This window comes from Streptomyces sp. NPDC006925, assembly GCF_042869575.1.
Taxonomy (GTDB): domain Bacteria; phylum Actinomycetota; class Actinomycetes; order Streptomycetales; family Streptomycetaceae; genus Streptomyces.
Genome location: NZ_JBIAGB010000004.1, coordinates 26,425 through 48,432, shown reverse-complemented (window position 1 = coordinate 48,432; position 22,008 = coordinate 26,425). Strand labels below are relative to the sequence as shown.

Annotated in this window: 21 protein-coding genes and 1 pseudogene; 11 read left to right on the top strand and 11 right to left on the bottom strand. The window is 70.3% G+C overall.

Going from position 1 to position 22,008, the window contains the following annotated elements:
- Positions 1–18: 18 nt before the first annotated feature.
- Genes ACFYNS_RS07705 through trxB form a run of 3 tightly spaced genes read left to right on the top strand, consistent with a single transcriptional unit; the run spans position 19 to position 2,102 of the window.
- Positions 19–654: a three-helix bundle dimerization domain-containing protein gene (locus ACFYNS_RS07705; protein WP_360379896.1), complete on the top strand. Its 636-nt coding sequence runs from the start codon at positions 19–21 to the stop codon at positions 652–654.
- A 57-nt stretch (positions 655–711) separates the two neighbouring features.
- A complete protein-coding gene (locus ACFYNS_RS07700) occupies positions 712–1,125 on the top strand; it encodes an arsenate reductase ArsC (protein ID WP_164181894.1) in 414 nt (137 codons plus the stop codon).
- Positions 1,122–2,102: a thioredoxin-disulfide reductase gene (trxB, locus tag ACFYNS_RS07695; protein WP_164181895.1), complete on the top strand. Its 981-nt coding sequence runs from the start codon at positions 1,122–1,124 to the stop codon at positions 2,100–2,102. Before ACFYNS_RS07700 ends, trxB begins: the two co-directional genes overlap by 4 nt.
- 716 nt (positions 2,103–2,818) lie before the next feature.
- Here the strand turns inward: trxB and ACFYNS_RS07690 are convergent.
- Genes ACFYNS_RS07690 through ACFYNS_RS07655 form a run of 8 tightly spaced genes read right to left on the bottom strand, consistent with a single transcriptional unit; the run spans position 2,819 to position 11,273 of the window.
- Positions 2,819–4,024, bottom strand: coding sequence for an NAD(P)-binding domain-containing protein (locus ACFYNS_RS07690; protein ID WP_164181896.1), 1,206 nt, complete (start codon positions 4,022–4,024; stop codon positions 2,819–2,821).
- A gap of 22 nt (positions 4,025–4,046) precedes the next feature.
- Entirely contained in the window at positions 4,047–5,723 is a 1,677-nt protein-coding gene (locus ACFYNS_RS07685; RefSeq protein ID WP_164181901.1) for a radical SAM protein, read from the bottom strand.
- Positions 5,724–5,770: 47 nt separating this feature from the next.
- On the bottom strand, positions 5,771–6,499 hold the full coding sequence (locus tag ACFYNS_RS07680; protein ID WP_164181903.1) for a TIGR04283 family arsenosugar biosynthesis glycosyltransferase: 729 nt from the start codon (positions 6,497–6,499) through the stop codon (positions 5,771–5,773).
- Positions 6,496–7,170 carry a TIGR04282 family arsenosugar biosynthesis glycosyltransferase gene (locus ACFYNS_RS07675; protein ID WP_164181905.1) on the bottom strand — a complete coding sequence of 225 codons (675 nt, stop codon included), beginning with the start codon at positions 7,168–7,170 and terminating at the stop codon, positions 6,496–6,498. Before ACFYNS_RS07675 ends, ACFYNS_RS07680 begins: the two co-directional genes overlap by 4 nt.
- Positions 7,167–7,955 carry an MTAP family purine nucleoside phosphorylase gene (locus tag ACFYNS_RS07670; protein ID WP_164181907.1) on the bottom strand — a complete coding sequence of 263 codons (789 nt, stop codon included), beginning with the start codon at positions 7,953–7,955 and terminating at the stop codon, positions 7,167–7,169. Before ACFYNS_RS07670 ends, ACFYNS_RS07675 begins: the two co-directional genes overlap by 4 nt.
- Before the next feature lie 26 nt (positions 7,956–7,981).
- A complete protein-coding gene (locus tag ACFYNS_RS07665) occupies positions 7,982–9,409 on the bottom strand; it encodes a radical SAM domain-containing protein (RefSeq protein ID WP_164181909.1) in 1,428 nt (475 codons plus the stop codon).
- Positions 9,409–9,867: a MauE/DoxX family redox-associated membrane protein gene (locus ACFYNS_RS07660; RefSeq protein ID WP_164181911.1), complete on the bottom strand. Its 459-nt coding sequence runs from the start codon at positions 9,865–9,867 to the stop codon at positions 9,409–9,411. The genes ACFYNS_RS07665 and ACFYNS_RS07660 overlap by 1 nt, the downstream gene beginning before the upstream one ends.
- On the bottom strand, positions 9,864–11,273 hold the full coding sequence (locus ACFYNS_RS07655; RefSeq protein ID WP_164181921.1) for an NAD(P)/FAD-dependent oxidoreductase: 1,410 nt from the start codon (positions 11,271–11,273) through the stop codon (positions 9,864–9,866). The genes ACFYNS_RS07660 and ACFYNS_RS07655 overlap by 4 nt, the downstream gene beginning before the upstream one ends.
- A gap of 225 nt (positions 11,274–11,498) precedes the next feature.
- Between ACFYNS_RS07655 and ACFYNS_RS07650 the strand changes: the two genes are divergently transcribed.
- The 5 genes from ACFYNS_RS07650 (at position 11,499) to ACFYNS_RS07630 (ending at position 15,712) form a co-directional block, all read left to right on the top strand.
- Positions 11,499–12,305, top strand: a complete 807-nt coding sequence (locus ACFYNS_RS07650) for a class I SAM-dependent methyltransferase (RefSeq protein WP_203586176.1) — start codon at positions 11,499–11,501, stop codon at positions 12,303–12,305.
- Positions 12,302–13,051 (top strand): TVP38/TMEM64 family protein, encoded by a 750-nt coding sequence (locus ACFYNS_RS07645; protein WP_164181925.1) that lies wholly within the window; start codon positions 12,302–12,304, stop codon positions 13,049–13,051. Before ACFYNS_RS07650 ends, ACFYNS_RS07645 begins: the two co-directional genes overlap by 4 nt.
- A gap of 199 nt (positions 13,052–13,250) precedes the next feature.
- Positions 13,251–14,324 (top strand): methyltransferase domain-containing protein, encoded by a 1,074-nt coding sequence (locus ACFYNS_RS07640; RefSeq protein ID WP_239105454.1) that lies wholly within the window; start codon positions 13,251–13,253, stop codon positions 14,322–14,324.
- A 510-nt stretch (positions 14,325–14,834) separates the two neighbouring features.
- Positions 14,835–15,392, top strand: a complete 558-nt coding sequence (locus ACFYNS_RS07635) for an RNA polymerase sigma factor (protein ID WP_164184062.1) — start codon at positions 14,835–14,837, stop codon at positions 15,390–15,392.
- Positions 15,389–15,712, top strand: coding sequence for an anti-sigma factor (locus tag ACFYNS_RS07630; protein WP_239105456.1), 324 nt, complete (start codon positions 15,389–15,391; stop codon positions 15,710–15,712). The genes ACFYNS_RS07635 and ACFYNS_RS07630 overlap by 4 nt, the downstream gene beginning before the upstream one ends.
- A gap of 174 nt (positions 15,713–15,886) precedes the next feature.
- On the opposite strand, the gene ACFYNS_RS07625 is transcribed toward ACFYNS_RS07630, so the two are convergent.
- The 3 genes from ACFYNS_RS07625 to ACFYNS_RS07615 all read right to left on the bottom strand — a co-directional run bounded on the left by ACFYNS_RS07625 (position 15,887) and on the right by ACFYNS_RS07615 (position 18,816).
- Complete coding sequence (locus ACFYNS_RS07625) at positions 15,887–16,039, bottom strand: hypothetical protein (protein ID WP_388547286.1); 153 nt, start codon at positions 16,037–16,039, stop codon at positions 15,887–15,889.
- A gap of 489 nt (positions 16,040–16,528) precedes the next feature.
- Positions 16,529–18,142, bottom strand: coding sequence for a tyrosine-type recombinase/integrase (locus ACFYNS_RS07620; protein ID WP_388601506.1), 1,614 nt, complete (start codon positions 18,140–18,142; stop codon positions 16,529–16,531).
- Positions 18,139–18,816, bottom strand: coding sequence for a helix-turn-helix domain-containing protein (locus tag ACFYNS_RS07615; RefSeq protein WP_388601504.1), 678 nt, complete (start codon positions 18,814–18,816; stop codon positions 18,139–18,141). Before ACFYNS_RS07615 ends, ACFYNS_RS07620 begins: the two co-directional genes overlap by 4 nt.
- A gap of 94 nt (positions 18,817–18,910) precedes the next feature.
- On the opposite strand from ACFYNS_RS07615, the gene ACFYNS_RS07610 reads away from it, so the two are divergent.
- The 3 genes and pseudogenes from ACFYNS_RS07610 to ACFYNS_RS07600 all read left to right on the top strand — a co-directional run bounded on the left by ACFYNS_RS07610 (position 18,911) and on the right by ACFYNS_RS07600 (position 21,876).
- Positions 18,911–19,141: a hypothetical protein gene (locus ACFYNS_RS07610; RefSeq protein ID WP_388601503.1), complete on the top strand. Its 231-nt coding sequence runs from the start codon at positions 18,911–18,913 to the stop codon at positions 19,139–19,141.
- Between the two features lie 239 nt (positions 19,142–19,380).
- Positions 19,381–20,680 (top strand): annotated as a pseudogene (locus ACFYNS_RS07605) (DUF3631 domain-containing protein).
- 410 nt (positions 20,681–21,090) lie between these two features.
- Positions 21,091–21,876: a DUF2637 domain-containing protein gene (locus ACFYNS_RS07600; RefSeq protein ID WP_388601500.1), complete on the top strand. Its 786-nt coding sequence runs from the start codon at positions 21,091–21,093 to the stop codon at positions 21,874–21,876.
- Positions 21,877–22,008 lie beyond the last annotated feature (132 nt).

The following is a 22,008-nucleotide window of genomic DNA, read 5'->3' as shown; positions in this document are numbered from 1 at the left end:
CCTGTCGAAGGGGTTCCCATGTCCGTCCCACCATCTCCCACCTGGCCCGACGAGCGGCTCAGCGCCGGGGCCGCACGCCTCGCCTCCCGCCACCAAGGGCACTTCTCGGCGGAGACCGTGCAGCAGCTGCTCACCGACTCCTACCGGCTCCTCGCCGAGAACGCCCGGGTCCGCACGCACCTGGTGGTGTTGGCCGAGCGCCTGACCGCAGAGCGCCTCGATGCCCTCGCTCATACCCAGACGCCGGGTGCCGGGGGTGCGGTCCGCGTGCTGTTCGTGTGCGGGCACAACGCCGGCCGCTCGCAGATGGCCGCCGCCCTGCTGGCCCACCGTGCGGGCGAGCGCGTGGTCGTCTCCTCCGCCGGGACCGACCCGGCCGCCGAGGTCGAGCCCCACGTCGCTCAGGCGCTCCTGGAGGCGGGCCTGGCCGTCACGGACGCCTACCCCAAGCCCCTGACCAGCGAGGTCGTCGAGGCCGCCGACTACGTCATCACGATGGGCTGCGGCGACGCCTGCCCCGTGGCCCCCGGCCGGCACTACCTCGACTGGTCTGTCGCCGACCCTGACGGTGCTCCGATCGGCGTCGTACGCACCATCCTCGGCGACATCGACGCCCGCATCACCGACCTCCTGGCCGTCCTGCCGGACGCCTGACCGATCCCGTCCGCCCCACCTGCTGATCCACCTCACCACTTCACCAAGGGAACAACGATGTCCGACAAGCCCTCCGTTCTGTTCGTCTGCGTCCACAACGCCGGCCGCTCGCAGATGGCCGCCGCCTGGCTGACCCACCTGGCCGGAGACCGCGTCGAGGTCCGCTCCGCTGGCTCCAACCCGGGCACGGCCGTGAACCCGGCCGCCGTCGAGGCCATGGCCGAGGTCGGCATCGACATCTCCGCCGAGACCCCGAAGATCCTCACCGTCGACGCGGTCCGCGAGTCCGACGTCTGCATCACGATGGGCTGCGGCGACACCTGCCCCGTCTTCCCCGGCAAGCGCTACCTGGACTGGAAGCTCGAAGACCCGGCCGGCCAGGGCGTCGAGGCCGTGCGCCCCATCCGCGACGAGATCAAGACCCTCGTCGAGGGTCTCATCGCCGAGATCGCCCCGGAGAAGACGGCGTGAGCGAGATACACGAGGTCGTCATCATCGGCTCCGGACCCGCCGGATACACCGCCGCCCTCTACACCGCGCGCGCCCAGTTGAAGCCGTTGCTCTTCGGCAGCAGCATCTTCGTCGGCGGCTCGCTGACGACCACGACCGAGGTCGAGAACTTTCCCGGCTTCCCCGACGGCGTCGATGGCCCCGTCCTGATGGAGAACATGCGGGCCCAGGCCGAGAAGTTCGGCGCTGAGATGGTCGACGACGACATCGTCTCCGTCGACCTCACCGGCGACATCAAGCTCCTCATCGACTCCGCTGGCGCCGTCCACCGCGCGAGGACGGTGATCATCGCCACCGGCTCCGGCTACCGCAAACTCGGCCTCCCACGCGAGGAGGCGCTGTCCGGCCGCGGGGTGTCCTGGTGCGCCACATGCGACGGGTTCTTCTTCCGCGACCGCGACATCATCGTGGTCGGCGGCGGCGACACCGCCATGGAGGAAGCTACCTTCCTCACCCGCTTCGCCCGTTCCGTCACAGTCGTCCACCGCCGCTCCACCCTGCGCGCCTCCAAGGTCATGCAGGACCGGGCGTTCGCCGACGACAAGATCTCCTTCGCGTTCGACAGCGAGATCGCCGAGATCAAGGAGACGAACGGCATGCTCGGCGGCGTCGTCCTGCGTGAAGTCTTCACTGGTGCCACCCGCGATCTGGATGTGACGGGGCTGTTCATCGCGATTGGCCACGACCCGCGCACCGAGCTGTTCGCGGACCAGCTCGACCTTGATGCCGAGGGCTACGTCACCGTCGCCGCTCCGACGACGCGTACCAACCTGCCCGGGGTGTTTGCCGCTGGCGATGTCGTCGACCACACCTACCGTCAGGCCATCACCGCCGCCGGTACCGGAGCCGCAGCAGCTCTGGACGCCGAGCGCTACCTTGCAGCCCTTAGCGAAACCTCGCAGACTACGGAACCGGACAAGACACCCGCCGCAGCCTGAACACCGAGTCCTCAGGATCGACCGCCATGGCTCTCAGGCACGGCACCGATGACTCGCTCCAGTCACAGGCCCTGGCAAGCGGGTTGACCATGGTGCCCACAGCATCGACGTCACCTGAAGCGCGTGTGGGATTGTCGCATCCTGACAAGTGCCTCGGCGTGCCGACGAAATCGGTATCTGCCACTCCATCGGAGCAGGCAGAAGGCCACTGACAGCCGCACGGAGAGGCGCTCCGGCGGACAGCCGGTGGGCAGACGCCTTTGGACGAGCCAGCACCAGACTGCACGGGGGAGACCACCGCGCATGCCCTGATCAGGTAAAACGTGATCGGGTAGCACCGTGCGGCAGCACCCGGCATGAACGCTCTCGGTCTCGTAAAGCGTAGTCTCGGGTTCGAATGCCGAAGGCGGCTCTCTGAAGAACCTCAGGTCAGGCCTTTGAAACGGGGGTTTCTTGTATGGAGTGACCTTGGAATTCGGGTGAAACGGGCGCTGGCGGCTTGCGCAGCGCAATGCATAGGTCGCAGTTTCACGTGCTGCCGTCGATAAACTGCCGCAGGCCTGTGAGCTGCTGCTTTGCTCAGCCGAACCACGGAGTCCGGCAAGATCTCGACGTCTTCGGTGGACAGCCCGTGGACAGCTGTGCGTGATGGGCGGTCAGGAAACCTCTCGCCGTACCCGGGTTCTCGTGCCGGTCGGGCGGTCCGAGTGCTTCGATCAGCGGTCCCGGCCTTGTGCCGTCCCGACAGCCGTAGTGGGTTTCGGGGCGTCGGCGTACGCAGCGGCGAACTGGTCGATCTGCCGGTATCCGGTGCGCAGCAGGAAGGTGTTGAGGCGGCCGTGGGACTTGGCGCCCAGGATGTAGAAGTGGGGTTCGGGGTTGCGCAGGGCCTCGATCCCGGCGGACGGCTGGGTGAGGCAGTCGCCGCCCGCGGAGCCGAGGAGGGCGGCGGAGAGGTTCATGGGGGCGCCGGTGGCGTAGCACTCGTGGACCTGCAACTGCCGGTAGAGGGAGGTGTCGCCGGTGTACCCGGTCAGCGCTACGACGTGGTCGCAGACGACCGTGCGAGGGCCGTCGTCGGTGGCGAGTATGGCGCGTACCCGGTCGTCGGCGGGGTGCAGGGCCCGGACATGGGCACCGGTGTGGACGGTGACGCGGTCGTTGACACCGTTGGCGAAGGCCTGGGAGGTGTCGACGAGGTGCTGGCGGCCGGGCAGGGTGTCGTCGGGTACGGCGCCCCAGTCGGGTGTTGGTTTGCGCACCGCCCACTCGACGCGGGTGCCGGGCAGGGCGGCCAGGTCGCGGGCTGCGGTCTGGGCGGATTTTCCGGCGCCGACGAGGAGGACGGTTCCGGCCCAGCGGTCGGGGTCTTCGGTGTCCGGGAGAGTACGGGTGATGTGGTCGGCGAGGGCGCGTTCGCCGGGGGCGGGGATGCCGCCGGGTCCGAGGGTGTTGGGGTGGGAGTAGGTGCCGGTGCAGTCCAGGACGAGGTCGGCCTCCGCCGTGTCCTCGCCGCCGGGGGTGTCGAGCAGGAGGGTGAAGGGGGCGGCGGCGCGGGTGCTGGTGCCGATCTCTTCATGTTTGAGGAGGCCGGTGCGGGCGATGGCTGCGACGCGGCTGCTGTACCGAATGCGGCCTTCGAGAGCGGGGAGCGCGGCGACCGGGCCGAGGAGCTGGCTGGCCAGGTCGGTGCCCGTGGGGCAGTCGTCGCCGGTCGGGGCGGACGACAGGTGGGCCCGCATCCTGCGGGAGACGTTGAGGTCCCATGGGGTGAAGAGCCGGACATGGCCCCAGGCCCGCACGTGCGCGGCGGTGGTGTCCGCGGCTTCGTAGACGGTGAAGGTCCATCCGGCGTCGGCGCAGGCAAGTGCTGCGTCGAGACCGACGGGTCCGGCGCCGAGGATCGCGACGTGTTGTTGCATGGTGGACTTCCTTCCAAAGAGGTCAGATGGCGCAGTGGACGGGGCGGGGCAGGGTGCCGTCGGTGAGGCGGGCGGTGAAGAACCGTTCGGTGACGAGCTGTTGACCCACGGCGAGCGCGGTGCCGGCGGGTGCGAGGTGCATGTCGGGGCTGGTGGTGAGGTCGGCTCCGGCGGGGTGCCAGTGCAGTCCGTCGGCGGTGGCGGTCAGTTCGGGGATGCTGGAGTCCTCGCCGATCTCGACGCCGGTGTCGGACAGGCCGCGTCGCAGCAGCGGGCGTACCGCGAAGTGGTCGGCAGGCAGACCGAGTTCGGCCAGCAGCTCGGCGACCGCGGGGACCTCGTGCGTGTTGTCCGGTGTCTCGGTGAGGGCGACGCGCGGGGGCAGGCCGAGGTCGATCAGGTGGCGGATGCCGTCGATGGTGCGCTGCCATGAGCCCGAGCCGCGATGAAGATCATGAGTGTGGGCGGTGGCGCCGTCCAGGGAGGTCTGGACGGTGAGTTTGCGGTCGGCCAGGTCCGCGAGGCCGTCGGCGCGGCGGCCGCGGAGCAGCATCGCGTTGGTCATCACGACGGTGGGCAGTACGGCGGAGGCGTAGTCGAGGAGGCTGACGATGTCAGGGTGCAGGAAGGGCTCACCTCCGGTGAGGTACAGCTCGGTGAACCCGGCCTGTGCGGCCTCGTCGACCAGGGCACGGAAGGCATCGGTGGGCAGGGTGCGGGCGAGTGCTTTCGGTGAGGAGGCGACCGCGCAGTAGTCGCAGGCCAGGTTGCAGTGGAAGTTGGTGTAGATCCACAACCGGGAGGGGAAGTACGGGGTGCCGAACAGCGGGACCACCGGCCGGTCGCTCCGAAGGGCCTGGGGCGTGGTCTCTCCCCAGCCGTCGTTCGCGGGGCGGAAGCCGGAGGGCAGGGTGGAGCGGTAGAGGTGGTAGCGGCCCCGGGATCGTTCGCGTGGCGGCAGGATTTCCAGGCAGGTGGTCCACCAGCCGGTCTCGATGGTCTCGGCGAAGATCTCGGGCAGCCCGGCGGCGCGCATCGAGGCGGCCTGTGCCCGCCAGTCGTACGCGAGGGGGATCAGCTCGGCGGTGACGTGCCCGTCGGACAGGTCGAGGATCGCGTACCAGACGTCGCGTCGGCCGTCGTTGGCGGGTTTCCCGAGCACGCCGACGTTGACGGCGAGGGTGTCGCCGATGCGCCGCTGCCAGGGCAGGCCGCTGTGGGTGCACAGGACGACAGCGGCGCCGGACGCGTCGGTGCGCAGGCGGTGCTGCTCCTCGGGCAGTGACTCCCACCAGAAGTCGTTCAGCGCCAGGGTCGAGCCGTGGACCATGTGGACGTCGACGCCGTCGATGGTTTCCCGGCGTTCGGTGGGCAGGGTGTCCATCCAGGCGGCGAAGTCGCGGCTGGTGGTGGCGAGGGTGTGGTCGTAGATCAGCTGGGCGTACTCGTTGTCTTTCGGGTCGCGGTAGCCGCAGCCGCAGTCGGTGTCGCCGCGGGCGATGGCCACGTCGTAGTTTCCGGCGACGCACTCGACGGTGTTGTCGGTGAGGATGGGCCACAGAGCGTTGACGTCGGCGCCGAAGCCGCCGAGGTCGCCCAGGCAGAAGAGCCGTTCTGCGCCCCGGGCGCGGGCGTCGTCGACGAATGCCTGGAGGGCGTAGGGGTTTCCGTAGGGCCCTCCGCAGACTGCGATGCGCATGAGGTCGGTCTCCAAGGAGTCGTATAGATCGTGCGGGACGAGAGGGCTCAGGGACGGCTGGTGCGTGGCACGGCCGGGGTTCTCTTCGGGAAGAGGCGGGGGCCGGCGGCGTAGCGGGCGCGGATGGCTTCGGGGTCTGCGCCGGCGAAGTACAGCAGTTTCAGGTACTGCATGAAGGCGATCATGCGCCAGGTGCCGTGGGCGGTCAGGCGGCGTGAGGAGGCCGTCGAGGTGGCGGGCAGCAGGCGCAGCGGGCCGCGGCGGTGCAGGCGCCGTGACATCTCCAGGTCCTCCATGATGGCCAGGTCGGGGAAGCCTCCGAGTTCGTCGAAGGCGCTGCGGCGGATGAACATGGCCTGGTCGCCGAAGATGTGGTGGAGGCGGCGGGCGCGGGCGTTGGACGTCCACGCGAGGTAGTTCAGGGCGGGTGTTCTGCGGTCGAAGCGGAGGGTGAGGCCGCCTCCGACCACGGCCGGGTCGGTGAGTGCGGCCCGGATCTGGTCCAGCGCCTCGGGGGCGATGTCGGTGTCGGCGTGGACGAACCACAGGATGTCGCCGGACGCGTGCCGTGCGCCCTCATTCATCTGCCGGGCTCGTCCTCGCTCACTGGTGATCACGGTGGCGTGGGCGGCGGCGAGTTCGGCGGTGGCGTCGGTGGAACCGCCGTCCACGACGATCAGCTCGCAGTCGGGGAAGTCCCGGCACAGGCGGCTGGCCGCACGGTCGATCGCGGCTTCCTCGTTGAGTGCCGGGACGATGATCGACACCTGTGTCATGGGCCCTCCACCGGCTGGATCAGAGCGGCGATCGGCGCGGGCAGCGCCGGATCGGCGAGGAGGGCGGATGCGTCTTCGGGGGTGTCCAGGTCCCGCAGTGGGCACAGCAGTTTCACGCTCAGCCCTTCGCGCCGGGCGACGCCGAGGGTCGCCGTCCGTACCCGGTCTGTGCTCCAGACATCCGCGTCGAGGGCGAAGAGCGAGGTGTGGGGGGCGCGCAGGCCGATCAGGTAGTAGCCGCCGTCGAGCGCGGGGCCCAGCACCACGTCGTGGCTTTCCAGGGCGGTGAAGGCGGCGGTCAGGTGGTCGCCGGTGAGGGTCGGCGCGTCGGTGCCGATGACCAGGAGCGGGCCCGCGCCGTCGGTGAAGGCGTCGGTGACGGCGGCAGCCAGGCGCTGTCCGAGGTCTTCGCCGCGCTGGAGGCGCAGCCGGACGCCTGCCGGCGTCGTGGTGCCGATCGCGTCGCCGCCGTCGGCCGGGGCGTAGGCGAGGTAAGTCCGCGGAGCGTGGACGGTGGTCAGTTCCAGGGTGTGGCGGATGAGCCCGGCCTGGAGTTCGGCGCAGCGCTGCGGGCCGAGCAGGGGATGCAGCCGGGTCTTGACGGTGCCGGGGCGGGGCTCCTTGGCCATGATCAGGATCGCGGGGGTGCCCCGGTGAGCGGTGGCGTTCACGTGTCGAACCGGTAGACGAAGCCTGCCGCGCTCACGCTGTCCAGGGATGGCAGTGCGTGCCCGGCCAGCGTGGCGAAGACCTCCTTGCTGGCCGCCATGCGGTCCAGGAGTGCCTGTACAGGTTCCGGCTCGGGGGCGACGCCGTTGGCGTAGTCGGTGATGAAACCGACCAGGGCCATGGGCAGTTCGGCCTCACCGGCCAGGACGGCCTCCGGGCCCGCGGTCTGGCTGATCGCGCTGATCCCGGCTGCGGCCAGCGCGGCCACCTCCGAGCGCGAGTTGAACCGGGGACCGTCGACGTGTCCGTACACGCCCTGTGTGGCGACGGGTACCCCGGTCTGGTCGGCGGCGGTGATCAGCGCCTGGCGCAGGGGCTCGCTGAAGGGCCGGTCGAAGATCCAGTGGCCGCGTCCGGTCCCGCCGGGGGTGTCGTACCAGGTGCAGGGGGTGCCGTCGGGCAGCCGGTTGGCGGGGAAGTACAGGTCGTCGAAGACCACCAGCGAGCCCGGCCGCAGGTCCGGGTCGAGGGAGCCGCAGACGGTGAAGGACACCACGGCCTCCGCCTCGACGGCCAGCAGAGCGGCGAGGTTCGCCTTGTGGTCGACCTGGCTGGACAGGCGGTGGTGGCCAGTGCCGTGCCGGGGCAGCTGCACGATCTCCGCGCCCCCGAGGCGCCCCTCGGTGACGGTGACCGCGCCGTGTTCGGTGACGACGGTCCGCTCGGCCGCACCCTCCAGGTGGGGCCAGTCGTAGCTGCCGGAGCCGGTGATGACACCTATGCGCATGGACTGCTTCTCCTTCGGTTCTTCGGTTACATGTCGGACGTGCCGGGCGAGCGGCGTGTGGGGGTGCGGACCTCGACGATCGGCAGCAGGGTGCGCAGAGCGGCGTTCTCGGCGGGGTCGAGGACGGCGTGCTGGACGCAGGCGGGGACGAGGGTTCCGTTCTCGGGGTGGGCCATGGCGTAGTGGCAGGCGGCCAGCCGCTCCTGGGTCTCGCGCAGCCGGGGCTCCTCGGCCTGTTCGCCGCGCTGCATCATTTCCCAGGCCGGGGCGACGACGTCGGCGTCCATGAACTGGTGCATGACGAAGGTGACCGTACGCACTCGCATCCGGTGGCGGACCAGCCGCAGCAGCCCGACGCGGCGGGCGGTGCGGCCCAGCCAGCGAAAACTTGTCACCACGGTGGACGGATGGCGGACCGCCACCCGCACGATCCTTGCCGCGAGGAGGGCGGGCGGGGTGCCGGTGAAGGTCACCTTCCCGAAGTAGCGGAAGAACGCGTCGCGCACGGCGAGGTCGCGCGGGTCGTCGCCGTCGAGGAACGGATACCAGCGGCTGCCGACGTAGAAGCCGTAGGCGGTGCGGTTGCAGCGCACGTCGCCGTTCTCGAAGACTCGGTAGTCCAGCCGGGCTCCGGCACCGCGCTCGATCTCCGCCCACACCGCGTCCGGGGTCGCCTCGCGGAACTTCTCCTTCCAGCGGCGCTCGTCGCCGAGGAAGGCGGCGGGCTGGAAGGAGAACATGCCAAAGCCCATGGCGTGGCAGTCGCGGATCATGCTCGCGACCTCGTCGAGGTTGCCGGGGGTGACGGTCATGTTGTGGGCGAGGAAGAACCGCACACCGTGCTCGCGCCGGAGGCGGCGGAACATGGCGGCGAACCGGGCGCGGTAGGGATTGAGCGACTTCTCATCCGGCGGGCGCTCGATGCCGCGCCGGCCGTACATGAACTTGTCGAAGTGCGCGGCGAAGGACAGTCGTCCGAGGCGCTGTGTGCCGTCCGGTCCGAGTGCGAGGCGGGTGAGGTAGTCGTAGTCGAAGTCGCCGTGGGTGAAGCTCATCGGTTCCCGGCCGTGGTCCCGCATGATCGCGAGGGCGGCGGCGTGGTCGTCGGGGGTGAGCAGGCTGACCTCGCCGCCGATGAGCTGGGTGTGGGCACGTGGGCCCCGCAGCTTGCGCAGCAGGCGCATCTGCGCGGCGATCTGTTCGTGGGTGTGGGGGCCGTCGACGCGTACCTGGTTGGCGTCTCTGGAGTGGTAGCAGGGGGTGCACTTGAGGTTGCACTTGGGGAAGACGCCGTGGGTGCCCTCACAGCCGACGCCGTGCCGGCCGAGGATCTGGCCGGGGGTCCGGGCCGCGTCGGGGAGTTCCGCCCAGCGGCGCTCCATCGCCGCGGCGAACTCGGTGTCGTAGGGGCGGGTGGCACGTTCGAGGGCGCGCAGTTTCGCGGTGATCCGCATCAGGGGTTCTCCTGCGGGGTTCGAGCTGTACGAGCCGTGGCGGGCGACGAGGTGGGCCCGGCCCGGCGCAGGCCGCGCCACAGCAGCCCGGCGTACAACAGCATCAGGGCATCCTCGACGAGGACGTACCAGCGCAGCGGCTGGGCGAGGTAGGTGCCGAAGCAGCCGCAGTTGTCCAGGACGAGCCCGCGGGCGAACGCCTGGGAGGCGAGGGCCGACCACGCCACCGCGACAGCGGTGTAGAGCCATACGGGTGTGGTGGCGCGGGAGCGGGGCCGGGCGAGGAACCAGAGGGCCGTTACGGCCTGGGCGCTGATCAACGCCACGGCCAGGGCGGTCGAGGCCGCACCGGATGTCAGACCGTAGGTGGTCAGGATGGCGGGCATCGCGTCGAACGAAGCGGCCTGGCCGAGCGCCATCGCCGCCAGGAGCAGGCCTAGGACGGGACGAAGGATCACCTGATCACTCCTCTGCGGAGTTTCAGCAGCGCGCCGATGGGGCCGCTGCCCCGGGCGAGACGGGCGTAGACGTCGGTGAGCGCGGTGTGCCAGGGTCCGTCGGCGTAGGTGGGGTAGGGGTGCACGGTGCGGGCGTAGTCGGAGGGAGTCCAGCCCAGTCGCACTGCCGCCGCGAGATGGGCGATGGTCTCGCCGGCCCTCGGTGACACGACCGTGGCTCCGACGATCTTCCCGCGCGGGCCCAGGACCAGGGTGGTGAAGCCCTCGGTGCGGCCGTCGGCCACCGCCCGGTCCACCCGGTCGTTGTCCAGGGTGTGGACGCGCGCGCGGTCTCCGTACTTCGCGTGTGCCTCGTCGGAGGTGAGGCCGACGCGGGCGATCTCGGGATCGGTGTACGTCACCCGGGGCACCGCCCGGTAGTCGATGGGGCGGCGCACCCCCAGCAGAGCGTCGACGGCGGCTGCTCCGCCCTGTGTGCCGCCCAGGTGGGTGAAGGCCGAGCGGCCGGTGACATCTCCGGCGGCGTAGATGCGGTGGTTAGCGGTGCGCAGCCGGGCGTCGGTCCGGACGTGACCGGTCTCGGTCAGCTCTACACCGGCAGCCTCCAGACCGAGCCCTACGGTGTCGGCGTGGCGGCCCGTGGCGGCCAGAAGCGAGTCGTAGGGCAGAGGACCACCAGGTCCGTGGACGGCGTCGGTGCCGACTCGCTCGGCGCGGTAGCCGGTCAGTACGGTGACGCCCTCGGACCGCAGCCGTTCGCGCAGGACTTGGGAGGCCCGGGGTTCTTCGCGCGGCACCAGGCGGTCCATCGCCTCCACGAGAGTGACCTGCGAGCCGAGCCGGGCGAACGCCTGCCCCAGCTCGCAGCCGATCGGCCCGCCACCGAGCACCACCAGGCGGCGCGGGAGTTCGGACAGCTCCCAGACCGTGTCGCTGGTCAACGGCCCGCTCTCGACCAGGCCGGGGATCGGCACCAGGGCCGGCGAGGAGCCCGTGGCGATCAGCGCGTACCGGAAGGAGACCTCCCGCTCGCCCGCGGTCAGGGTGCCCGGGCCGGTGAAGGACGCCGCGCCGTGGGTGACGTGGACCCCGTACGGGGCCAGTGCGTCGGCCGAGTCGTGGGGTTCGATCGCGCCGATCGCCTGCTTCACCTCCGCCATGGCCGCTGTGAGGTCGGCCGGGCCGGACACCGGCGGGAGCCCGTAGGCAGCAGCGCGGCGGGCAGCCTGGACGTCGGCGGCGACATGCAGCAGTGCCTTGCTCGGCACACACCCTGTCCACAGGCAGTCCCCGCCCAGCCGGTCGCGTTCGACGAGCAGCGTGCGGGCGCCGAGGCGTCCGGCGGTGCGGGCCGCGGTCAGACCGGCACTGCCGCCGCCGATGACCACCAGGTCGAACCTCTTCATGGCGCGGAACTCTCTGTCGGTGCGCCGTCGTGGGACGGCCGGCGCGCGGGCGTGGGACGTGAAGGGAACCCGTTGACGCAGTCGGTTCCTTCCCTTCCCCGCCCCCACGATCACGGTCACGATGGCCCTCCCGCTTCATCCACGCGCCCGCGGCGTGTCCGAAACGGAATGCGTGAACAGCCCGGCAGGGTTCCCGAGGGAAGCACAGGGGCGCGAGCCGCCTCCATGAGCCACAGGAGGGGCGAGGGCTGGATGGACGAACCGGACTGGCGGCGCTTCATCACCGCATACCACCAGGAGCACGCCGGCATCACTGAGCAACTGTTCTCCCTGGCCGACACCTCCCCCTACGCCTGGCTGGCCGAACCGCTGCGGGCTGTCGAGGGCACGGTCCTCGACCTGGCCTGCGGTTCGGCACCCACCCGACAGGAGTTGCCGGACGCCGACTGGGTCGGGGTCGACCTTTCGGCCGCGGAACTCGCCGAGGCGGCCCGGCAGGGTCGCGGGCCGCTGCTGCGGGCCGCAGCGGACGCGCTCCCGGCTGCTTCGGCGAGCGTCGGGGCGGTCTGCGCGGCCATGTGCCTGCCGGTGGTCACGCCCCTGCCGCAGACGCTGGGGGAGATCCGGCGGGTCCTGCGGCCCGGAGGCGTGCTCGCCGCGCTGGTGCCCTCCCAGTCCGGGCTCTCCCCGTCGGGCATGCTCGACTGGGTCCGGGTGATGGCGGCCCTGCGCGCCGTGCGGCAGCCGTGGCCCAACCCGCAGGCCCGCGACGGACTTCCCGCACTGCTGCGCACAGCGGGGTTCCGCGTCCGCCGCGACGAGCGACACGTCTTCACCCTCGCCATCGACTCGGCCGGCGCGGCGGCCCTGCTGGCAGATGCCCTCTACCTGCCCGGCCTCACCACCCACCGGGCTCAGGCCGCCAAGCGCTCCCTCGCGAGATGGGCGACCCCGGGGCGGCGTCTGGAACTGCCACTGCGTCGCGTCGTGGCCGAACTTCCGATCGAACAGCAGTCACAGGAGACGACATGAACCGCCCGGCAGCCAGCTCCTCCGCGACCGAGCTCCCGCCGCCCTCCACGGACCCGGACGAGGAGAGGCGGCGGCCGGCGCGTGCGGCGTGGATACGGCTGGCCTTCCTTGTGGCTCTGCTCCTGGCGCTCGGCTCCTGGGTGGCGCTGGGGGGCGGAGACCTGTTGCGGGACGTGCGCCAGTGGGTTGACTCGCTCGGGATGTGGGGGCCGGTCGTCTTCGCGGTCGTCTACGCCCTGGCTGTGACGGCTCTCCTGCCCGGCTCTGTGCTCACCGCCTCCGCCGGTGCGCTGTTCGGACTTGCGGTGGGGGCCGGCGCGGTGCTCGTGGGCGCGACGGCGGGGGCGGCCCTCTCCTTCGGACTGGCGCGTTGGCTGGGGCGTCCGGTGGTCGCCCGGTACGCGGGCTCGGGCCGGCTGGCGCGGCTGGATGCCTTTCTGACGCGCCGGGGCTTCGTGGCCGTCCTGCTCGTGCGGCTGGTGCCGCTGTTTCCCTTCTCGGTGATCAATTACGGGGCCGGGGTGGCCGGTGTCCGTTTCTCCTCCTACGTCGCGGCCACCGCCCTGGGAATCATCCCGGGCACCCTCGTCTACACCGGGCTCGGCGGATCTCTGGGCGACCCCGGCTCTCCCGGGCTGTGGATCGCGCTGGGCGCTCTGCTGGTGCTGAGCGCGGGCGGCTGGTGGGCGGCACGGGTGATCCGCTCCCGCGGCGCAGGGGGCAGCGCAGCTGCCGATAGCCGGTGACGACGACAGTGACCACCGCGGCCCGGACCCAGGCGATGGTGTGGGCGAAGCCGGGCAGCAGGCACAGCGGAACCAGCCGAGCTTTCCGTCGTCCTCTGACAGAGAGGGAATGGCGACGGCCGCGCAGCGGGTTTCCGTCGCGGCCCGGCGAAGCGCCGGCTGGCGCACGGCAGCTCACTCATCAGGGAGAGACATGGCGATGACCGACGTATCCACAGACCAGCAGGCAGCCGAGGCCTCCGTCGCGCAATCGGTCAGGGACTACTACGGCAGGGTCCTCGCCTCCTCCGCGGACCTGAAGACAACGGCCTGCTGCACGGACGTGGCACCGCCACCCCATATCGCCGCGGCGCTCGCCGAGGTCCACGACGAGGTCATGGAGCGCTTCTACGGCTGCGGCTCGCCCATCCCGCCCGCCCTGGAAGGAGCCACCGTGCTCGACCTGGGCTGTGGCAGCGGCCGGGACGCCTACGTGCTCTCCCAACTGGTCGGCCCGACAGGCCGGGTGATCGGCGTCGACATGACCGAGGAACAACTCGCCGTCGCCCGCCGCCACCAGGACTGGCACGCCGAACGGTTCGGCCACGCCAACACCGAATTCCGGCACGGCTACATCGAGGACCTGGCCGGGGCCGGAATCCCGGACGCCTCCGTGGACGTCGTGGTCTCCAACTGCGTGGTGAACCTCTCCCCGGACAAACAGCGCGTCCTGTCCGAGAGCTTCCGCGTCCTCAAACCCGGCGGAGAGCTGTACTTCTCCGACATCTTCTCCGACCGGCGCCTGCCCGCCTCACTGCTCGGCGACCCGGTCCTGGTCGGCGAATGCCTCGCCGGCGCCCTGTACACGGAGGACTTCCGCCGTGCCCTGGAACGCGTCGGCTGCCCTGACGCCCGTACCTCGGCTGCCTCCCCGGTGACGATCAGTGACCCGGACATCGAGCGGAAGATCGGCTTCGCCGCCTTCACCTCCCGTACCGTCCGTGCTTTCAAACTTCCCTTGGAGGACCGCTGCGAGGACTACGGCCAGGTCGCCGTCTACCACGGCACCATCGCCGAGTACCCGCACGCCTTCGACCTCGACGACCATCACCGCTTCCAGACCGGCAAACCGGCGCTCGTCTGCGGCAACACCGCCGACATGCTTGCCGCCACCCGCTACGCCGCTCACTTCACCGTCACCGGTGACAAGAGCCGGCACTTCGGCCTGTTCCCCTGCGCCCCCGCGGAGGGAGCAGCCGCGCCGGGCCCGGGCGCCGCGCGAGGCTGTTGCTGATCAGCCTGCCCGCGGGCCGGGACCGGCGGCCGTCAACCGCTGGGCCGGTTCCGGCCCGTCGGCGCGCTGAGGTCCTGCGCTAAGCGCCTCACACGGGCCGACGCGAGGGAAGGGGGCGTCCGCTGGGGACTGTGCCGGAGCGACGCCTTGATCAGTCGCAGAAGCTGCAGACTCCCACTGCAGGCCCAGCAGCAGGCGACGTGGGCGGCCACCTGCATACGGTTCGCACCGGTGAGCTCCCCGTCGGCGTACGCCTCCACCTCGCCGCGCAGCCGCACATGCCGGACCCTCTCCCGGCACTCGGCCCACACTCGCCCTGGCCCAGGAACACGCTGCCTTGTCATGCAGCGGAAACCCCTCCAGTCGTACGCGGCATTCCAGCTTGCGCTGGGCTCCTCGCCCGGCCCCTTCGGTCCACAACGGCGTCGGTGTGACCGAAGGACACAAGAAGAAGGAAGAAGATGGAATGCGGGTCCAGGCCGAAGGGGTTTCCGCCGTGTGGAAGACCAAGTGACAGCGCCACCGGATCCTGCGGACCCGCAGGGCCAGGCGTTCGCCGCCCATGTGCTGCCGGAGGTGGAGGTGCTGCTGCGGGTGGCGATGACGCTGACCGCGCAGCCGGCGGACGCCGAGGACCTCGTGCAGGACACCTTGCTGCGCGCCTACCGGGCCATCGACGGCTTCGACGGGAAACATCCGCGCGCGTGGCTGCTGACCATCATGCGGCGGGCGGAGATCAACCGGCACCGCCGTCGGCGTCCGCACCTCCTGGACGATCCGGACACCGATCTGGACCGCCTCAGCTCCACGGGCCCGAGCGGATCGGCGGAAGAGATCGTGGTGGGTGAGGCGTTCGACGAGGTGGTGGACGAGGCCCTGGGCGCGCTGCCGGACAAACACCGCCAGGTGGTGCAGTTGGTGGACATCGACGGCCTCACCTATGCAGAGGCCGCGCACCTGCTGGACGTGCCCGAAGGCACCGTGATGAGCCGGCTGCACCGGGCGCGCAATCGGATACGGGCGCGACTGGCCACAGCAGGACTGGCACCGAAGCGAGGTGTGATGTGAGCAAGCGTCCATGGTGGCGGCGTCCAGCGGCCGAGCGCCGAATGAACTGCCTGCAGGTCGCGCGAGTGCTGCAGTCCTACCTCGACGGCGAAACGAACGAGGTCACCACGCGCCGGGTCGCCGCGCACCTGGAGGACTGCCGCCGCTGCGGCCTCGAAGCGTCCGTCTACCAAGAGATCCACGACGCTCTCGCGCGCCGGGCAGAGCCCGAAAGCCGGGCGGTGGAGCGCTTGCACGCCTTCGGCGCGTCGCTCCTGAGCGATCCGCAGATCGGGGACGGCGACGCCGAACACGGCACCACGCCCCCGTCAGGCGCCTAGCTCGATGACGCTGGACAGCCCCGCTCGACCTCGGCCGCATCGGCACGGGCATCGGTCAGCAGGCTGGGCAGCTCTGCACGGTGCTTGCCGTGCCCGACCTACCTTCTGACCTGCCTCGGCTCCGGGTCCTGCTGGGGCATTTTTGAAAGCCCTCGTCCGAGCCGAGCGGCGGCCTCAGGCCCAGCCGTCGCGACGCCCAGTGAAGGAGGCGGCCACCTCCCGCCTCTTGTGGCTGCTCCGCAGCCGCGAGTGGGCTTCCGAGTCGAGCAGCAGCGTGGCCACCACGGCCCCACGCCCGCGATGCCGTACCGACAGCGAACTGGGCATAGATGTGGAGTGACCCACTGGTGCCCACGCCAGCCGCACGATCGACCATCGTCTGAAGCGTGTGCGGCGGTTGTGGGACCCTTACAAGAGCGTCGGGAAGCGCACCGATCGGTAGCGGCTGCTCCACCCGCGCAAGCAGATGGTCGCTGACAGCCACACGGAGACGCGCTCCGGTGGACAGCCGGTGGACAGACGCCTTTGGACGAGCCAGTACGAGGCCGCACGGGGGAGGCTGCCGCACGTGGTCTGATCAGGAAGAACGTCACCCAACAGCACCGCGTGGCACCACCCGGCATGAACGCTCTCGGTCTCGTAATGCGTAGGTCAGGGGTTCGACTCCCCTAGGCGGCTCCGAAAAAGGCCAGGTCACATGGCCCGTGACCTGGCCTTTTCTCATTTTCGGGGCATGACGCGTCACACGGCTGGGATGCCGTGGGGTGGCTTGCGTGAGCGATGCGTGAGCGGAGCGGCGTACAGGGCCGTAGCGACCTACTCCTTGGGCTTCTTCTGCTTGCCCTTCTTCTTGCCCTTGCCCTTGGCTTTCGCCTTCTTCTTGGCTTTCCCGGCGGCCTTCGCCGCCTCGCGGGCGGCCTGCTCCGCCTCCGTCTTGCGCTGGAGCGGGACCAGCTTGGCCGTTGCCTCGGCGGCGTTCTTGCCGACCTGGGGGAGGACACTCTGGTAGATGTCGCGCGTGATCCGGGTGTCGCTGTGTCCGAGGGTGTCGGAGACGACCTTCACGTCGACGCCGGCGGCCAGCATGAAGGTGGCGGCTCCGTGGCGCAGGTCGTGCAGCCGGATGGGCGGAAGGCGTGACGCGACGACGAGCCGTTCGAAGAGATCGCTGACCTTGCCGGGGTGCAGCCACGAGCCGTCCTCCTGAGTGAAGACGAGACCGGTCTCCACCCAGGCCGAGCCCCACTCCGCGCGGTCCGCCTCCTGGTGCTCGCGATGCCGTTTCAGCACCCCGACCGTGTCGTCGTCGAGAGCGATGACGCGGTAACCGCTGTCCGTTTTCGGCTCGGACGTCTCGACGTCCCAACCGTCTTGGACGAGTTGGGCGGAGACGGTGAGGAAGTGGGTGTCCAGGTTGGTCTCCGACCACGGCTGCCCGCACGCCTCGCCGCGTCGCAGGCCACGGAAGGCGATCAGGTGCCACATGGCGTACAGCCGGTCGCCCGCGACGAAGTCGAGGAAGGCGCCGGTCTGTTTCGGTGTCCAGACCATGACGGGGGAGGGCTTCTCGCCGGTCTCTCGCCATTTCGCGACCCGTTCGTCGGTCCACACCAGGGCCTTGGGTTTGCGGACGGCGTCGATCTCGACGTGAGTGGCCGGGTTGAAGGTGATGACCTGTTGGGCGATGGCGTCGTTCAGTGCCGCCCGCAGGGTGGCCTTGACGCGCTGGCGGGTGGCCGGTCCGGTGACGCGGCGGAAGGGCGGCATGGCGTCGATCGCCGCCTTCATCGACTTGCGGCGGGCACGGTTCGCCAAGCCCTTCCACGGAACCGTGGCCAGCTCGTCAAGGGCTTCTCGATGCTGGGCGTTCTGTTCCAGGATCTCGGCGTTGGCGTCCGAGATGGCGGTGAACATCTCGGTGAGGTGGCTGACCCGTAGGCGGTCGAGGCGATGGTGTCCGATGCGCGGCTTGAGGTGCATGCGGATGTCGGTCTCGTAGCGGGTGACCCCGGATTTGCGGATTCGCTTGCCGTCGAGCCACTGGTCGAGCCAGTCGCCGACCGTCAGGCGTCCGATGAGGTCCTGGCCGGACTTGAGGCGCCGCCGGGTCTCCTCCACGTCGGGGAGCGGCGCCTTCTCGTCGCCGACTTCTTCGAGCATGTCCGCGATGAGGGCAGTGCCTTCCGGGTCATCGGCGTCGGTCAGGCCGATCAGTGCGCGGACATGATCGAGGTCAGCCTGCGCCGCCTTGAGGGTCTCGTACCCGGCCCGGCTGAAGGAGCGGCGCGTACCGTCCTCGCGGGGTGGGAGTTCCTGACGTATGGAGTAGGAGCCGTGCTTGCGGCTGGAGAGTTTGGGGCACTTCTTGCCGAGCGGCTTGCCGGTCTTCGGGTCGCGGCAGTAGCAGCGGCGGTGGGTGGATCCCTTCAAGGGCGCTCCTCGGATTGTGCGGTGTCCAGGTCGCCATGGAGTTGGCGGGTGAGCGGGGGCGGGGTGCCGCCGTCTTCTTCGATGAGGGCACGGGCTGTGCGGAGCCGATCTCGGTGGTGGACGCCCTTGTCGGCGTAGTACTCGGCTTCACGTTGCGCGTCCTCACGTTTCTCCGGTGTGTTGGCGGTTCGGGCCTGCCAGCGGGCGTACTCGGCGTCGCGTTCAGCGGTGAGAGCCGCAGCCTCGTGGTGCTCGTGAGCTCGGAAGTTGCGCAGCATCGGGTTGTGCATGGCGAAGGAGTCACCCTTCTCGCCGGTGAACCAACGCAGTGCGTCCCAGGTCCCGATCGGGTCGGCCAGCGGGAGTTTCTGTACGTGGCTGACGTAGCCGAGGGGGTAGAGCAGGAGGACCGGCGGAGCGTCCAGGGCTGCTGCGAGGACGAGCACGTCGACCAAGGGCAGGGTGGAGCGGCGGCCGGACTCCATGTTGGCGATGACGTTGCGGGGGATGGGGTGGCCCAGGTCTGCGCAGGCGTCGGCCAGATCCTGCGCGCTCATCCCGAGTTCCTTTCTGAGGCGCCGCACTTCGGCGGCGACGGTGGCCATGACCTGGTCCGCCCACTCGGGCAGGTCGTCGTCTCTGTCTCTCTCATCATCGGTACGGCGTTGTGTCATGCAGACACATTAACTTGGCCATCCTGGATGCAGCGGCCTGGAGCCGGACGTGATACCCGCGTTCGCCGAGGGCCCAGGCATGGATGGAGTACGCATGCGCGGCAACGAACTCGCCCAGCGGGCGAAGGGCATGAGCCGGGACGAGCTTCTGGCCCTGCCAGCAGCTGTTGACCTGGAGACCGGCAACCGGGCACTCGGGCTGGGGCGGAGCAAGGGGTACGAGTTGGCCAAGCGTGGCGCGTACCCCTGCAAGGTGCTGCGTCTGGGCAACGCCTACCGGGTCGTGACCGCCGATCTGCTGGACCTGTTGGGTCTGGCGGCGTGAGGGTCCGCCGGTATGCCGGGCTGTTCTGCGCTGAGCTGACACACAACAGCTGGACTGTGGCAGGGCGTGGACGTACCGTCCGTGGTCGCTCGCCGAGCCGGAGCGCCCGCGAGACAAAGGAGCGGAGCCCCCGGCGGTGCAACGCCGGAGGCTCCCGCAACTCCCCTGCACGGCTTCAAGTGACCAAACCCGGCGGCACGGGCGTGCAAGCCCGCCACCGCCAGACGAGGAGCTGCTTCATGCAACCTGCCACACCCGAGCCTCATTCCGCACCCGGCAGGACGTCATGGCCGCCGGTGGCCGTACCAGGCCAGCCTGGTGCGCACCCGCGCGACGGAGAGACCGAGAACGTGCCTGTCGCCGACGCGGAGCAGGCTCCTGCCGAGGAAGCATCAACCGTCCCGAGCGGACCCGAGGCGCTACCCGACACAGAACCGACCGCAGGCGCCGACCTGCTGGACGAACTTCGGTCCCGGCTTGCCCAGTTCGTCGTTCTCCCGTCCGAACAGGCACTGGACGCGGTCACCCTCTGGGTGGCGGCGACGCACCTTCAGCCCGCATGGCAGCATGCCCCGCGCCTGGCCGTGGTGGGGCCCCGCGAAGCGGTGCGGCAAGTCGCGGCTCCTGGACGTGCTCACCGAGACGGTCCACGAGCCGATGCTCACCATCAACACCACCCCCGCTGCGGTCTTCCGCTCGATCACCGAGGAGCCGCCCACGCTCCTGGTGGACGAGGCGGACACCATCTTCGGCACGCCGAAGCAGGCGGAGAAGAACGAGGAGATGCGCGGCCTGCTCAACGCCGGTCACCAGCGCAACCGCTGGGTCACCCGCGTCGTCGGGAACGACCACACACCCCACCGGTTCGCCACCTTCGCCATGGCGGCGCTCGCGGGGATCGGTGACCTGCCCGACACGATCATGGATCGGGCGGTGGTGACCCGGATGCGCCGCCGGGCCGAGGGTGAGAGCGTCAAGCCCTTCCGCTCCCGCCGCGACACCCCCGCCCTGCACGAGCTGCGGAGCCGCATCGCGGGCTGGGCCAGGCCGCTGCTGGACGCGGCAGCGAATCTGGAACCGGAGATGCTGGTCGAAGACCGAGCAGCGGACACGTGGGAGCCCCTGGTGATCGTCGCCGACCTGGCGGGCGGCAGCTGGCCCCGACGGGCGCGGATGGCCTGCACACACATGGTCGCCGCCGAAGCGGCGGCCGAGGAGGACCACCCCAGCGGGGCCCGAGTCCTCGCCGACATCCGCCGGATCTTCTTCGCCCAGCGTGAGGTGGACAGCCTCAGCACCGAGGAAGTCCTCCACCACCTCCGTCAGGACCCCGAGAGCCCCTGGGCGGAGTGGGGACGCAACGGCCTGACAGCCCGGGACCTTGGCGCAATGCTGCGCGAGTTCGACATCAAGTCCGGCAACGTCCGCGTGGCCGACGGAACCCAGCGCAAGGGCTATATGCGCAACAAGTTCCTTGACGCATGGCGGCGCTACTGCCCCACCGTCCACCCGGTCGAGACCACCCCCGGCAACGGCTGACTCTCCAGCGCCCGGGCTGCCGTCCTTGCCGTCCGTGCCGTGATCACGCAGGTCAACGGCGTACGGATCAAGACGGCAGCCCGGGCCAAGACGGCAACGCGGTCACGAACGACGGCGCTGACCGCCAAGATGCCGCCCCGATCCGTCTCGTGCCGTCCTGCCCGTCCCAGCCGTATCGCCGCAGCCCACAGCCCCGCTGGCCGGGACGGGAGGCCCAACGCCACCGTCTCGGCGGGGTGGGTGCCGGACGCAGGCGCGTCGCACGGCCCGCGCCGTCGTCCGCCGGTGCGCAGACGTCGGCAATTCCCACCAAGACGGAACGTCAAAGGTGCTGCCGTACCCGCCCTGACCTGCGTTTGCAACGGCCAAGACGGCAGAGACGCCCTTCACCACCACAGGAGCACCCCCGCTTGACCTCCCACCCCACGCCCACGCACCACCGCCAGCCGACACCCGAGCGGTACGCGCTCGCCGCGGCCGGAGTCGTCATCGTCGCCCTCACAGTCGGCGGATTCTGGCTCTCATACGCGCATCTCGCCGATGTCGCGGGAGCACACGGGCTCGACAGCTCTCCCGCTCGCCGCTGGGCCTGGCCCGCAACGCTGGACGCGTTCATCGTCGCGGGCGAGCTGTTGATGCTCCGCGCGAGCCTGCGCCGCGTCACCGATGGATGGGCTATCGGGCTCACTGCTACTGGGTCGGTCGGTTCCATCGCGCTCAACGTGGCGGGGGTCAGCGGTACGGGCAAAGTCGGTGCCGTACCACTCCTCGACTACGTGGTCGCCGGGGTTCCCCCGACCGCCGCGCTGCTGGCCTTCGGTGTGCTGATGCGGCAGATCCATCAGCTGGTCGATCACCCGGGACGGGATTCCGGTCAGCCGTCGGAACCACCGGCAACCGTGCTCGCCCGACTGCCCGAGCCCCCGGCTGCCGCTTCCGGTGAGTCTCCGGAACCGCGCGACCGGGTTCCGGAGAGCAGGCCGCGTGGCGGTCGACCGCCCGGCGCCACGCTGGAGGAGCTGGTCCAGATCGGCCGAACCGCCGCCACGGAGAACGGCAAGCTCACCCGGGCCATCCTCCGCGAGACCGTCGCGGAGAGGGGGCTGACGATCGGCAGCGCCCGCCAGAGCGAGGTGATGAACATCCTCCGGGCCGAACGCGAAACCGCCGCCGACACCGAACCAGCCAGCGGCTGACCTCCGCTCCACCGGGTGGCCGGAACCTCTTCCGGCCACCCGATTACCCGGACACCGCTCCCTCGCGTCGCCCGTTCGTCCGCAGTTCTGGGGGCGATGAAAGCTGCCGCTCGAATCCGAGATCCCTCCCGT